A 14,108-nucleotide genomic window follows, 5' to 3' on the forward strand; every position below is an offset into this window, starting at 1 on the left:
AAACTCTCAGAAGTCATGAGACAACACAGAGGGTTAAGGGTACGACCTCGCGACCTACCCTACGATCCGGGCCGCCAGCACGAGGCCGTCACCCCGTGGCCACAGTGCTGTCCGTTCCCTGCTGCATCCACAGGGCTCCGACACTGCAATAGCCACCTCATCCGCCCGCCCATCACGCTTGCCGTATGGAGCCCTATCCCGAACCGCCTCAACTGCCTCCCGTTGTCGCGTCCGCCGGCCCGCCGGCCGCCATGCGCAACCCCGTCAGGCTCCTTCGTGGTGTCTATGGGGATATCGGCGCTCAGGACCTGCCCCGTTGGGAGGCCGGCACGCGTCTCAGTCTGGCTCGTTGCGCGGCCGCCTGCCTTCAGGTCACGTCCGCGCGCTGCCTGAGCCACGAGTCGGCCGCACTCGTTCACGGTCTGTGGTTGCGGGAACGTGAGCCGGACGTCAGCGTCGTCGTCCCCTCAAGTCCGCACCATCCCCACCAGGAGCTCCCCCTCCCGCCGGGAGCACAACGCCTCGCCTACCTGCGACGACGACACCTGACGCTGCCGCAGAAGGACATCACCACCGTCTCGGGCCTGCCTGTGAGCACCTTGGGACGGACCGCGGTTGACTGCGCCTTCGACCTTCCCGCCCACGACTCGGTGTGTGTGTGGTCGAGTCGGCGCTCCGCGCTATCGCCCGTCCATCGCGATACCAGTACTCCCAGTCGAGCCGCCGAGTCGAGGCTGCCCGGCATCAGCTCCAAGCCACCATTGCGGCGCAGGGCCCGCGTGCCGGGGCGCGGCGCGCACGTGCCGTCGTCACCATGGCCTCAGCCTTCACCGAATCACCGGGCGAGTCGCTGCTGCACTGGTTGGTGCGCGCCCTGGGCCTGCCAGCTCCGCGCATTCAGATGGCGATCACGGACGTCCACCACTCCCGCCTCTACTTCCCCGATGAGGCCTGGCCGGAGTACCGGGTACTGGCGGAGTTCGACGGGCGGATCAAGTACAAGACCCCCGAGGACCTGTGGCAGGAGAAGCAGCGCCAGGACGCCCTCACGCGCATGGGCTGGCGCATCGAGCGTTTCATCTGGGCGGACTTCACACACCTCGACGTGCTGCGCGCCCGGCTCCTGACTCTCTTCCCCGCCACCGTCGCCCGCAGCGCGCGCCCCGTGGCGGACCTGTGGAGATGATCGCCGGCTCCCGACCGCGCTGTCGTGCCTTATGCCTCGAAGTCGAGGGTTAAGGGTACGACCTCGCGACCTACCCTACGATCCGGACAGCCGGTACGACGCTGCACGCCCCAGCACGACCCAGGACAACGCCGTCGGGCCGGAGTCCCCACGGGGAGGACCCGGCCCGACGGCGGAAGAATGCCCGGCGCTCAGCGCGCGGGGACGACGTTGACCTCGAGGGGGGCCACGACGTCGGCGTGCAGGCGCACGGAGGCGCTGTGGCGGCCGGTCGACTTGATCGGCGGCACGACCTGGATCTTGCGGCGGTCGACGGCGGGGCCGCCGGCGGCCTTGACGGCGTCGGCCAGGGTCGCGGTGGTGATGGCGCCGAAGAGGCGGCCGTTGTCACCTGCGGTCGCGGAGACGGTCACAACGTTCTCCTGCAGCCAGGCGCGAGCGGTCTGGGCGTGCTCGAGGGACTCGATGGAGCGCTTGCGGCGCGCCTCGGCCATCTGGTCGATCTGGCGCTGGGCGCCCTTGGTCCACGGGGTGGCCAGCTTGCGGGGCAGGAGGTAGTTACGGGCGTAGCCGTCCTTGACCTCCACGACCTCGCCGGCGGAGCCGAGGTGGGAGACGTCGTGCGTGAGGATGAGCTTGGTGGTCATTGCGCGTGCCTCCGATCAGCGAGCCGAGCTCGAGTAGGGCAGCAGAGCCATCTCGCGGGCGTTCTTCACGGCCTTGGCGATCTTGCGCTGCTCCTGGACGGAGACGCCGGTGACGCGACGGGCGCGGATCTTGCCGCGGTCGGAGATGAACTTCCGCAGCGTGGCGGTGTCCTTGTAGTCGATGGTGCCGACCTTGATGGCCTTGACGGGGCTGACCTTCTTCTTCGGCTTGCGAAGTTGGGGCTTCGCCATGGTGGTACTCCTTGGTCTGAGCGCCTGGGCGCTCTACGAGATGAAAAGTGTTGTGTGAGGGAACAGGACGACGACGTCGCGGCTTTAGAACGGGGGCTCATCACCGAAGGAGGTGGAGCCGCCCGTGGCCCACGGGTCGTCCGCGGCGCCGCCGGCAGGGGCGTTGTACCCGGACTGGCTCTGGCCGCCGAAGCCGCCACCGCCGTTGTAGCCGCCCTGCTGGGGGCCGCCCTGGTTGTATCCGCCCTGACCGCCCTGGTTGCCGCCGAAGCCGCCGCCCTGGGGGCCGCCCTGACCTCCGCCGAAGCCACCCTGGCCGCCGCCGCGCGGCTGGCGGGTGACCTGGGCCTTGGCGTAGCGCAGGGAGGGGCCGATCTCATCGACCTGCATCTCCACCACCGTGCGGTTCTCGCCCTCACGGGTGGTGTAGGAGCGCTGGACCAGCCGGCCCTGGACGATGACGCGCGTGCCCTTGGTCAGCGACTCGGCCACGTTCTCCGCGGCGTCGCGCCAGATCGAGCAGCGCATGAACAGGGTCTCCCCGTCCTTCCACTCGCCGGCCTGGCGGTCAAAGGTACGCGGCGTGGAGGCGACCGTGAAGGAGGCCACCGCTGCCCCGGAGGGCGTGAAGCGCATCTCGGGGTCCGCGGTGAGGTTCCCGATGATGGTGATGATGGTGTCTCCGGCCATGGCGTTGTCTCCGTTCCCGGTAGAGGCTCAGGCCTCGGGACGCAGCAGCTTGGTGCGCAGAACGGTCTCGTTGAGGCCGAGCTGGCGGTCGAGCTCCTGGGCGATCTCGGGCGTGGTGGTCATGTCCACGACGGCGTAGAAGCCCTCGGACTTCTTCTTGATGTCGTAGGCCAGCCGGCGCTTGCCCCAGATGTCGACCTTGTCCACGGTGCCCCCGTTGCTGGGAACGACCTGCAGCAGCTTCTCGAGCGTCGCGTTGGCGGTGCGCTCGTCCGTCTCGGGGTCGAGGATGATCATGATCTCGTAGTGACGCATGCTTGGTACCCACCTCCTCTGGTCTGTGGCGGTCACGGTCCTTCCGTGACAGGAGGGTGATGCGTGCGGCGCACCATCCGGTGGACAGAGGTCCATCCGCCCGACGGCGCAGCCAGTTCGCCACATTACCGGACAACCGGGTGGCCCTGAAAGCCGAGACGGTGGGCCGATGACGTGCCATGCAACACGTCATCGGCCCACCATCAGGCCTCCGCGGGCGGACGGCTCAGTCACCGTGGGGTGGCGGGGCGCTAACCGACACCACCCTGACCTCCGCCTTGGTTGTTGCCGCCGCCGTTGTTTCCACCGTTGCCGCCATTGTTGCCGCCGCCTTGGTCGCCGGGGTTGCCGCGGTTGCCGCCGCCGCCCTGGTCGCCGCCATTGTTGCCACCGCCTTGACCGTCACCTTGACCGCCCTGATCTTCACCAGGCTTCTTCTGGGAGTCCGATTGCTCGGTCTGCTTCCCGTCAGGCTGCGGGGTGCCCTGCGGCGTCGGCTCAGTGGTCGGCTGCGGGGTGGGGGTCGCAGTCGCCTCGGGCGGAGCGGTGGAGGTCGTAGTCGCCTCCTCCTCCGGCTCACCGGTGGGCTTGGCGGTCTGCGGAACCGTTCCACCACGGGTGGCCAGCAGCTCGGCCGCCGGCGGGAAGTCCTCAACCTCCAGCCCCTCGTGCGCGACATTCATGTAGTCGATGAAGATGTCCGCCGGGTAGGTCGAGCCGGTGATCTCGTCGTACTCCCCCCAGGGCTCGATCGACTCCTCCGAGCCATCCGTTCCCGTCTGGTAGAGGGTCACCGCGGTGACCACTTGCGGAGTGAAGCCCACGAACTGGGCGGACTTGTTGTCCGACGACGATCCGGTCTTCGCGGCGACCGGGCGATCCATCTTGGCGGCCACCTTGTCCGCACTGCCGTTCGGTCCGGAGACGACCTGCTGGAGGGCGTAGGTCGTGTCCGCCATGACGTCCTCATCGAACTCGCGATGCCCCTTGGTGTCCGCCGTGTAGCGGTCCGTGCCATCGGGGTTCTTGAGGGAGGCCACGATGTGGGTGTCGTGCCGAATGCCCTGCGAGGCGAAGGTGGAGTAGGCCGTTGCGATGTCGATCGTGTGCGGGGAGGCCGAGCCGAGCACATTCTGGACAAGAGTCCGCTGCTCCGGGGTCTTCAGACCCTCGGTGTTCTCCGGGTAGCCGGCGCGGTTCGCCACCTTGGCCGTGATCCCCTCCTCCAGGTCCTCGGCATTCATGAGCTCCTGATTGAGCTGGAGGTAAGGGGTGTTGAGCGACTGCTCCGTGGCCTGGGTGAGGCTGGCCCACTTCAGGGAGACGTTCTTGAAGTTCTGGAACTGATGGCCCTCGATGGTCATCGGCGAGGTGGCCGGATAACCACTGTTCAAGGACCACCCGTTCTCCAGGGCGGCCACCAGCGCGAAGGGCTTGAAGGTGGAGCCGGCCTGGGCGATGGCATCGGTCGAGGTGTTGACCTGACTGGTCAGATAGTCATCACCCCCGTAGAGCGCCAGCAGACCGCCCGTCTTGGGGTCGATGGACACCAGTGCCTTGCGCAGGTTCGGCGAGGCGCCGGGAGGCAGGGATCTGACCGCGTTGACAGCGGCCTCCTGGTCCTTCTGGTTGATCGTCGTGACGATCTTGAAACCGCCGGTGTCGATCTGCTCCGGCGAGATCTTGGCCTTGTTCTCAAGCTCAGAGCGCACCATCTGCAGCAGGTAGCCGTTGGTGCCGGCGTAGACCTGCTTGGTCTGGGACTCCTCGATGTGCGGCATACCCGTCTGCTTGGCCTCGTTGTACTGGGCCTGGGTGATGTAGCCGTCGTCGAGCATGAACTGCAGAACTCGTCCCCACCGCTCCTTGGCCTTGTCCGGGTTCTCGGCCGGGTCCCAGGCGCTGGGCGACGGCAGGATCCCCGCCAGGAGCGCGGCTTCCGAGGGGCTCATGTCCTTGGCGGGATGGTGGAAGAAGGCCTGCGAGGCGGCCTCGATTCCATAGGCGCCACGGCCGTAGTAGACCGTGTTGAGGTAGTCGCCCAGGATCTCCTTCTTGGGCTTTTCCCGGTCGATCTTGATGGCCATGATGGCCTGCTTGAACTTGCCGGAGTAGGAGCTGGTGGTGTCGACGTAGTAGTTCTTCACGTACTGCTGCGTCAGGGTCGAGGCGCCCTGGGTGTCGCCTCCGCGCAGGTTGTTGATGAGGGCGCGCGCGATGCCCTTGGGGTCGACGCCCTTGTTGGAGTAGAAGGAGCGGTCCTCGGAGGCCACCACCGCGTTGCCCACATAGTCCGGCAGGGTGGAGGCGTCCACCGACTGCCGGTTGATCTCCGCGAACTTCCCCATCTCCGTGGTTCCGTCGGCGTAGTAGACCGTGCTGCTCTGAGCCAGCGCGAACTCGCTGGGCTTGGGCACCTTGATGGTGTTGTAGGCCCACATGAAGGCGCCGACAGTGCTGAGCACCCCCAGCAGGAAGACGCCCAGGACGAACCGCCAGCTGGGAATCCAGCGGTGAATCTTGCCCTTGCCGGCGCGGGGGTAGTTGAAGAAACGGCGCTTACGCCCCGAGGCGGCGTCCTTGGAGCGCTCGGCCTTCGACTGCTTGCGCCCCTTTCCGGGCTTCTTACCGCCCCCCGAGACCCTGCCCAGGGTGTGCCGACCGGCGCTGGCCACCTGGGTCAGCTTGTTGCCGACGGGGCGGCTGGGTCCGCTCCCACTCGTGCCTTCTGCCACGCGCTCCTCGTTTCGGTTGATGTCATGGAGGTGACTGGGTGCCGCGACGGCGCGGGGGATAACGCTCCGGTTGCGACATAGGGTCTCATCATGACCGATGTTGGCTGCTGGCGCCGACTCGGAGGCCGGTCACCGTCCAGCAGGACCGCCGACGGCGATCGGGAGTGATCGCTGCGGACAAGCCGCATCGGGCGCCGACATGCGTCCAGTATGAAGGAACACCGGGCCGTGATGGTAGCGATGCGGACCTGGGAACCAGCCATGACGTGACCGACTCACGTTATCCCGTTGTCACCTAAATCGCCCCGAACAGCGCTCTCGTGCGCTTTGAGGGTCGACGACGGCGCACCGGGGAGCCAGAATGTGAGTTCGCGCCCAGCCGGCAATGAAGCACACCGAAAACGGCCGGTATCAACCAGGACAATGGTCCCCGGCTGCTGGTGAGACACTGACCTCAATCCTCCCGCTAGGTCAGTTTTGTTTGCGCATCGGCTCCTCGCCTGCTCGAGGAGCGCCGCCCCCACCCGTCCTCACCCGTTCCGCCCAACCGGGGAGATCCTCCATGGACGCCAGCACAGCCCTTCAGACCCTCAGCATCATCCTTCAAGTCGCCATCATCCTCACCTGCCTCATCGTCGGGGCGAAGAAGGGCGGGATCGCCCTCGGTCTCATCGCCGGGATCGGCCTGCTGGTCCTCGTCTTCGGCTTCCGCCTGGAGCCGGGAGAGGCCCCGGTCGACGTCATTCTCACCATCCTGGCCGTCATCGGGTGCGCCGCCACCCTCCAGCAGTCCGGCGGCCTGGACGTGATGATGCAGGTGGCCGAACGGGTCCTGCGTCGGCATCCCGAGCAGATCACCATCCTGGGTCCCTGCGTCACCTGGTTCCTCACCGTCCTGTGCGGGACCGGCCACGTCGTCTACACGATGCTGCCCATCATCGCGGACATCGCCATCAAGAAGAACATCCGCCCCGAACGCCCCATGGCCGCCTCGTCGGTCGCCGCCCAGATGGGCATCACCGCCTCACCGGTCTCGGTGGCCACGGTCTCCATCGTCTCCATCATCGCCAAGAACACCGATCGGCACTGGTCAGTCCTCCAGATCCTGGCGATCTCCATCCCAGCGTCACTGTGCGGGGTCCTTCTGGCCGCCCTGTGGTCGATGCGCCGGGGCAAGGACCTGGACGAGGACGAGGAGTACCAGAAGCGCCTGGAGAACCCGGAGTTCCGCGCCACCGTCCACTCCAGCTCCGAGACCCTCATCGGCAAGGTGTTCCCACCCCAGGCCTACCGCGCCACCTGGATCTTCCTGGGCGCCATCGCCGTCGTCGTCGTCCTGGGCGCCCTGGAGGTACTGCGTCCCCAGTTCCCCACGGGCGACGACGGCGCCATGGAGCGCCTGAGCATGAACCTGGTCATCCAGATGGTCATGCTCGCCGCCGGGGCACTCATCCTGCTGACCTGCAAGGTGCAGGCCGGCAAGATCGCCTCCACCGCCGTGTTCAAGGCGGGGGCCACCGCCATGTTCTCCATCTTCGGGGTCGCCTGGATGACCGAGACGGTCGTCCACGCCCACCTGGAGAGCCTGGAGCACAGCCTCTCGGGCGTCCTGTCCCACCACGTGTGGATGTACGCCATCGTCCTGTTCATCATTGGCAAGCTGGTGAACTCCCAGGCCGCCGGCCTGCTCATCGTGGCCCCCATGGCCCTGTCACTCGGGGTGAGCCCGGTCGTCGTCGGGTTCATCGGCGCCTCCTACGGGTACTTCATCCTGCCCACCTACCCCTCGGACCTGGCGGCGATCGGCTTCGACCCCACCGGCACCACTCACATCGGCAAGTACGTCATCAACCACTCCTTCCTGGTGCCCGGGCTCATCGGAGTGCTCACCTCCTGCGTCGTGGGCACGGCACTGTCCCAGATGCTCCTGACCTGAGCACCCTGTCCTGAGCGCTCGACGTCGCGCCGGTCGGTCGCCGCGAACGGTGACCGACGGGCGGGTGTGACGTCGAACACACTGGAGAAGCGGTCCTTCTGGGCAGAACGTAACAGGAGCGTGTCGTTTGGTCCGTCTAGGCTCGTGCCATGACAACTACAGACGCGGCCACCACTTCCGCCATCGCCCTGCGTTTGGAGCTGCTGGGACTTCCCGTTCCGGCACCGGTCAAGCAGAGTGAGGCGGACCGTCTCATGTCCCCGATTCTGGCTCGCCAGCGCGAGCTCTCCCGCCGGCTGGCTCACCGCCCCTGTGCCGCCGACCAGCGCATTCAGACCTTCCTCGACTCCTACCTGGAGGGCGCGGCCGTCACCCCGAGGCTGCCCCGCTCCACCTTCGTCCTGGACCAGCCGGGCCTGGCGCGGGCCCTGTCCCTGCCTGAGGACGCCACCAGCTTCACCTCCGACTACGTCGAGAGCTACCGAGTGCTCGGCGGCGTCCTGCACAACCCCCGCAACGACCGCCGCACCACTGCCGGCGTCTTCCACGTCGCCGAGGGCGGCCTGCCGATTCCCGATGACAAGATCGCCGTCGCGCGCGATGTCTTCGCCCGTCTGCTGGCCCACGCCGTCGATGCCCCCGAGGACCTGCTGACCCTGCCGTGGGCCTCCCGGCAGGAGGACCCGGCCCGCTGCTTCGTGTCCCTGCTGCTGCGCCCCGTCGTCGTGCCCGAGGTCCCCGGCTTCTCCGCCGAGCGCTCCATGGAGATCCGTTTCATCGCCCCCGGTGGCCTGGTCTCCAACCTGGACTTCGTCGAGGGCATCTTCGGCAACGGCGGCGACCCCTACCTGCCGGAGAACGACTCCTCCCTGGCCCCGGAGTCCTGGACCGGCCACACCGGCTGCGTCATCCTCGCCCCGCACCTGACCACCCTGACCAAGAAGGAGCTGGGCCTGCCCTCCTGGGAGGAGGCCACCGAGCGTCAGCGCCGCGACGGCCAGTGCTGGAAGGACGAGGCCGAGCTCTACAACGGCGGCAAGGCCTTCAAGTGCGTGGCCCGCGACGAGCGCGGCGTCATCGTCACCGTCATCGCGGACAACTACTTCGGCTACTGCAAGAAGGAGGTCAAGACCCAGATCGGGTACTCGGCCAACCTCTTCGGCTGCGTGGAGGAGGAGCACGCCGGCGGCGCCGTCGCCTACCCGCGCTACAACCTGGGCCAGGAGTACACCGACATCCACACCCCCGAGGGCCTGACCCTCGAGCACGTCATCGAGCGCAACCCCGGCCGCTTCGAGGCGCGCCAGGACGGGTCCGCCGTCGTCGTGGACGACCCGACCGTGGTGCTGGTGCCCGCCGGCGCCCACTACTCGATGCGCAGCCAGACGATCACCTGGACCGGCCCCGACGGCCAGGAAGCCTCAATCCCGCTGCTCGTGGGCAACACCTACGTAGCCCCCAACGGCTACCGGGTCCACGCCAAGCACCGCGAGGGCGACGCCACCCAGTGGCACCTGGTGGGCACCGCCCCCTGGTCCACGCAGGCCCACAAGCCGGCCACCGTCTCCGGCGGCGGCAAGTCGGAGATCTCCAAGTCCCTCCTGGACGCCTTCGTCTTCGGTGAGGCCTACGTCGGCGACGTCGACGAGGACTTCGACGCCGTCCAGGCGATCCTCGACGGCAACTACGCCGACCGCTTCGTGGACCCGGCCAACAAGAGCAACAACCACCGCTCGATCCTCTCCGAGCGCCGCTCGCTGGGAAGCGTCATCAAGCTGCTGACGCCGTCGTCGATGTACACCGAGGAGTACAACGCCTTCCTGGAGTCGATCCCAGCCCACATCAAGGAACTCGTCTTCACCGTCAAGCGCTTCTACCAGCCCAGCTGGGGCCAGGACTGGCGCAGCCACTTCTCCGTGGGCATCATCAACGGCCGCAAGGGCAACTCCCTGCGCCTGGACGGTGAGGTCATCAAGGTCAACATGCTGCGCGTGGGCTTCGAGGACGACGGCGCCTGGCGCCTGCTGTCCCTGCGCCCGGACTTCTCGCCTGCGGCCAAGGTCCAGACCGAGGACGACATCACCGCCTCCATCGTGGCCCCCGGCGGCCTGGTCTCCACCCCGGACTCGCAGCTGTCGCGCAAGTTCGTCACCAACTGCGAGTCCCTGCTCTTCCAGCGGCCCGACGACGCGATCGTGCGCGGCTATGACAAGCAGACCGAGTCGGACATGTCGGATCCGCAGGCGGACCTGTTCATCTCCAACTTCCAGCCGCTGACGCCCGCCGACGCCCGGGCGATGGCCGCCGACGCCCCCGGTCTGTCCCGCTTCACCCAGCCCATGCAGGATCTGGTGGCCCGCGCCGCCGCCCTGCCCGAGGCCGAGGACCCCGCCGAGCAGACCTACTGGGTCTCCACGGCCGACCCGCGCCTGGTCAACGGCGCCCCCACCAAGAACCCCCGCTACCTCCAGGTGCGTCCCGACATCGCCAACCCGAAGGACGTGGCGCTGGCGGATCTGACCAACCACCTCTTCCGGGACGTTCCCCTGGACGAGGCGCTGCGCCACAGCGTCGACGTCGTCGCCGCCGGGCGCCGCAACAACCCGCCCGAGGACGGGGTTCCGCCCCTGTGCGCCTACAACCCGCTGCACTACATGGAGCTGCCCGAGCTGTTCATGGAGTTCATCTCCTCCATGACCGGCAAGTCCCCCTCGACGACGGGCGCCGGTAGTGAGGGAGCCCTCACCAAGGCCCCGTTCAACGCGCTGCCGGCCATCTACGACCTCAACGCGGCCCTGCTGTCCTACGCCCTCAGCGGCTATGACGGTTGGCTGTCCTCGGCCGGCTACATCGGCCCGAAGGTACAGGTGGCCCACGACATCTCGCTGCTCATCCCGGAGATCTTCTCGCGTATGAGTGCTGAGGAGCGCGACGCCCGCCACCTCGTCGAGGGCGGCTACCTCGAGCGCATCGAGGACTTCGAGTACGAGGGTCGCACCGTCCAGGCCTCGCGCCTGGGCTACCGCATGAACCAGGCCTTCACCTCGACCTTCTTCGGCCGGATCTTCCTGCACCCCGACGTCGTCTTCACCGAGGAGATGCTGCGTCCCGAGCTGCAGGATGAGGCGGTCTTCGCCGACTCGGTGGACATCATCGTCACCACCCACAAGGTGGTGGCCGAGCACTACCGGGCTGACGGCTCCATCGAGTGGGCCGTGCCGCCGCTGCGGGCCCTGCTGGAGATCATGATCGACGGCACCTCCCGCGAGGGCTGGGACCTGACGAGCCCGGAGTTCCGCGCCCTGTTCGAGCGGGAGAACATCCTGAGCTCGTCGTGGTACGCGGAGCGCCTGGACGCCAAGGTCGCCCGCGACACCCGCCTGGCCCACCAGGCCATCGAGGACCTCACCCGCTTCTACACCGCGGATAACAACGAGGAAGTCGTCGAGCGCCTGGGCATCGAGGGCCGCCTGGCCGAGGCCCGTGCCTGGCTGGACAAGGTCAGCTCTCCGGCCTACCGCGAGCACCTCGTGGGCACGCTCGGCCTCCAGCCCTCGCTGGCCTGAGCGGACGTCGCGCCGGGCCTGCACCGCACTCCCGCGGGCCCGGTCGCGCACCGGCCCTGTCGCTGACGACGAAGCGCGTGTGGGGAACAGGATTCCTGTTCCCCACACGCGCTCCGTTCCTCACACTGCCTCTTCGTTCCGATGGAAGAGGCTTGGCGGGGCGCCGGTGTCCATGGTGCTGACATCAACCCCGCACCGGCACCGCGCGCCAAGAAGAAATCGCGGTATTGCAACGATCCTCGAGGAGGCCTCCGCCGTCGGACTCGTTAATGTCAGCACTGTGGACACTGGGCCGCCGGTCAGCCGACGTCGGCGTTGCCGGACAGGTGCCAGGTGGCGTTGGCCCAGGGGAAGACGTACTGCATGAGCACGTAGACGACTCCGGCGATGAGAATGAGCGACTCAATGGCCTTGAGCCACGCGGGACCCGGCAGGTGCCGCCAGATGAAGCCGTACATCAGTTGACCCCCGGATCGTTGAGCACGGACTCCGGACGACCCTCAGAGCGATCCATCCAGTACGCGAACTTCGCGTGGACGATCCAGCGCTTGTCGTTGCCGTACGCGCCAGCGGTCGACCCGTGGCAGGTGGTCAGCGTGATGTACCGGTCGGTGGGCTGCGCATCAGGCTGGTTGGGAACCGGGGCGATGACCTCGACCTGCTCGGGATCGACAAGCTCGTGGCCGGTCACCTTGAACACGTACCAGGTCTTGGCGGTGGAGACGACGATCTCGTCGCCCTCCTGAAGTACGTCGATCTTGAGGAACGAGTTGCCGTAGGTGCGGCGGTGCCCGGCGATCGCGAAGTTCCCGAGCTCTCCGAGCTGCTGGGTGTTGGTGTAGTGGCCAGCCGCGGCCTGGTCCAGGACGTCGGATCCGGTGCCCTCAATGATCGGCATGTTGTTGTTGGTGACGCCGTACCACTTGGGGACGACGAGCATCCCGATGGTCTCGCCGTAGCCGACCTGCTCCATGACGGGAGGAGCATCGTAGTGCTTCTCCCCTGCCCGCTTGGGGGACTCGACCTGCTTCTCGTGGAACTGCGTGGCCACCGCCTTCGCACTGGCGTTGGCGTCGATGCCGGTCCACCACAGCTGCCAGCACAGGAAGAGGGCGACGACCAGACCGGCGGTGATGAGCAGCTCACCGATTCCGGTCAAGGTGCCGTTGAAGATTCGGACAGCACGACTCTGGCCGGGTGCTCGGTGTCGCACAAGACCTCCTCCAGTCATTGCCCCTCCTCAGAACTAGGGCATCATCAGGCTAGCGGCCAGTCTAAGGGGGTACACCCCCCATATGACCAGCCAGGAGTGGTGGACTCATCACAGGATGCGCCGCGAGGAAGCTTCGCAGCATGTCCTAGGCTAGGCCCGGATGTATTGCGGTGGTCTCATGCCACCATCCCCAGACAGTGAGGAGACCCAGGGTGGCCTTGGAGAAGAAGTCCACAGCGGACGACGCCGACAAGAGCTCGGAGAAGGTCTCGAAGAAGAGCTCAGAGAAGAACAGCGCGAAGAGCGCTGAGAAGGGCACGGGCTCGAAGAAGGGCTCTGCCCCCTCTGAGAAGACGGAGACGAAGGACAAGACGACCAAGGGCTCGAAGAAGAGCTCGTCGTCGAAGAAGAAGCACCCTGAGCGCTCCGGCAACCCGGCCAAGGCGGCCAAGGCTCTCGAGGAGGAGTCGCGCGCCGCGGCGAACCGGGTCTCGCGCACGCCCAAGAAGATCAAGGACACCGCCTCTCCGCGCTGGTACGCCCCCACCATGGTGACGCTCCTGGTCATCGGGCTGCTGTGGGTTGTCGCCACCTACCTCTTCCAGGGCAGGTACCCGCTGCCCTACTTCGCCGAGCACCACGCCGGAGACTGGCTGTACAACGGCAACCTCTACATCGGCTTCCTCATCATGATGTCGGGCTTCCTCGGTCTGCTTCGCTGGAAGTAGCAGGTTTCAGACACTCACACGATCAGGCATCCGCACAGGCCCCCGAGCATCGGCTCGGGGGCCTTGCCGTCAGCGGTGCGGTCCTACTTTCCAGGCGCCCGGCACAGCGGATTGACACAGCGGATTGACACAGCGGGTTGAGCGAGCCGACAGGACTGCTTGTTGATCGCATCACCGAGGGCCGCCCCACGAAGAGGCCCGGGCTGGATCCCCGGAGCCCGGCACACATGGCCTCGGCCCGCTCCTTCTTCCTCCCCAGGCCATCTGTGGATCCGTGGACAACTGACTCCCCACAACCCACGTCGACTTTCCCCATATGTGGACAGGCCTGTGGATAACTACACGCTTGTGTTTCCACACCTGTGTCCACAGATGTGGATGAACCACAGAGCTGTTCTTTCAGGCTTGTCATTCATGGCCGCACGGGCTGCGCGGGGCTTCTCAGGGCCGGTGCGTCTCATGTGCCGTCTCCTCACTTCTGAGACATTTGAGTGTCATGACTTCTGAGACACCCGCTCGGGCAGGAACCTTGGGCAGGCCGGTGGTCCAGGAGGCGAGGGGGTCGAAGGGATGGGGCGTGACGGGAGTGGTGTCCACAGCGCTGACATTAACCCCTCATCGAGACTGCTCGCCGAGGAAAAACCGCAGTATTCCAACGATTTCCGCTGGGTTCTTAGGCGGCAGGCTCGGTAATGTCAGTGCTGTGGACACCAGTCCTCGCAGGAGTGAGTCCGGGGTTCTTACGGCACAGCCCGACGCCTCCGTCACAGGTCCACCCCCACCGCTCCCTGCCCGCTGTCTACACAGGGGCCCGGTGGTCATGGTTCGACGCCGGCTCCG

At 66.8% G+C, this 14,108-nt stretch carries 11 protein-coding genes; 4 read left to right on the forward strand and 7 right to left on the reverse strand.

What is annotated here, in order from left to right; all coding sequences use genetic code 11:
* The first annotated feature begins 814 nt into the window (after positions 1–814).
* Positions 815–1,186, forward strand: a complete 372-nt coding sequence (locus HMPREF3165_RS13570) for a hypothetical protein (RefSeq protein WP_256274699.1) — start codon at positions 815–817, stop codon at positions 1,184–1,186.
* A gap of 191 nt (positions 1,187–1,377) precedes the next feature.
* Here HMPREF3165_RS13570 and rplI read toward each other — a convergent pair whose 3' ends face one another.
* The 5 genes from rplI to HMPREF3165_RS01145 form a co-directional block, all read right to left on the reverse strand.
* Positions 1,378–1,833 (reverse strand): 50S ribosomal protein L9, encoded by a 456-nt coding sequence (rplI, locus tag HMPREF3165_RS01125; protein WP_003788450.1) that lies wholly within the window; start codon positions 1,831–1,833, stop codon positions 1,378–1,380.
* A gap of 15 nt (positions 1,834–1,848) precedes the next feature.
* Positions 1,849–2,085 carry a 30S ribosomal protein S18 gene (gene rpsR, locus HMPREF3165_RS01130; protein ID WP_003783656.1) on the reverse strand — a complete coding sequence of 79 codons (237 nt, stop codon included), beginning with the start codon at positions 2,083–2,085 and terminating at the stop codon, positions 1,849–1,851.
* Between the two features lie 84 nt (positions 2,086–2,169).
* Positions 2,170–2,775, reverse strand: coding sequence for a single-stranded DNA-binding protein (locus HMPREF3165_RS01135; RefSeq protein ID WP_070510212.1), 606 nt, complete (start codon positions 2,773–2,775; stop codon positions 2,170–2,172).
* Positions 2,776–2,802: 27 nt separating this feature from the next.
* Entirely contained in the window at positions 2,803–3,090 is a 288-nt protein-coding gene (gene rpsF, locus HMPREF3165_RS01140; RefSeq protein ID WP_003788455.1) for a 30S ribosomal protein S6, read from the reverse strand.
* 251 nt (positions 3,091–3,341) lie between these two features.
* Complete coding sequence (locus tag HMPREF3165_RS01145) at positions 3,342–5,825, reverse strand: transglycosylase domain-containing protein (RefSeq protein ID WP_070510215.1); 2,484 nt, start codon at positions 5,823–5,825, stop codon at positions 3,342–3,344.
* Positions 5,826–6,387: 562 nt separating this feature from the next.
* On the opposite strand from HMPREF3165_RS01145, the gene HMPREF3165_RS01150 reads away from it, so the two are divergent.
* Both HMPREF3165_RS01150 and HMPREF3165_RS01155 read left to right on the forward strand, forming a co-directional pair.
* On the forward strand, positions 6,388–7,761 hold the full coding sequence (locus HMPREF3165_RS01150) for an anaerobic C4-dicarboxylate transporter (protein ID WP_070510218.1): 1,374 nt from the start codon (positions 6,388–6,390) through the stop codon (positions 7,759–7,761).
* 149 nt (positions 7,762–7,910) lie between these two features.
* Positions 7,911–11,327, forward strand: a complete 3,417-nt coding sequence (locus HMPREF3165_RS01155) for a PPi-type phosphoenolpyruvate carboxykinase family protein (RefSeq protein ID WP_070510221.1) — start codon at positions 7,911–7,913, stop codon at positions 11,325–11,327.
* A gap of 299 nt (positions 11,328–11,626) precedes the next feature.
* Here HMPREF3165_RS01155 and HMPREF3165_RS13370 read toward each other — a convergent pair whose 3' ends face one another.
* Both HMPREF3165_RS13370 and HMPREF3165_RS01160 read right to left on the reverse strand, forming a co-directional pair.
* Positions 11,627–11,785 (reverse strand): hypothetical protein, encoded by a 159-nt coding sequence (locus tag HMPREF3165_RS13370; RefSeq protein ID WP_009406747.1) that lies wholly within the window; start codon positions 11,783–11,785, stop codon positions 11,627–11,629.
* Positions 11,785–12,558 (reverse strand): class E sortase, encoded by a 774-nt coding sequence (locus HMPREF3165_RS01160; RefSeq protein WP_070510224.1) that lies wholly within the window; start codon positions 12,556–12,558, stop codon positions 11,785–11,787. The genes HMPREF3165_RS13370 and HMPREF3165_RS01160 overlap by 1 nt, the downstream gene beginning before the upstream one ends.
* Before the next feature lie 194 nt (positions 12,559–12,752).
* Between HMPREF3165_RS01160 and HMPREF3165_RS01165 the strand changes: the two genes are divergently transcribed.
* Entirely contained in the window at positions 12,753–13,268 is a 516-nt protein-coding gene (locus HMPREF3165_RS01165; RefSeq protein ID WP_070510227.1) for a cell division protein CrgA, read from the forward strand.
* Positions 13,269–14,108: the final 840 nt, after the last annotated feature.

Origin of the sequence: Actinomyces sp. HMSC08A09, from assembly GCF_001807465.1 — a bacterium.
Taxonomy (GTDB): domain Bacteria; phylum Actinomycetota; class Actinomycetes; order Actinomycetales; family Actinomycetaceae; genus Actinomyces; species Actinomyces oris.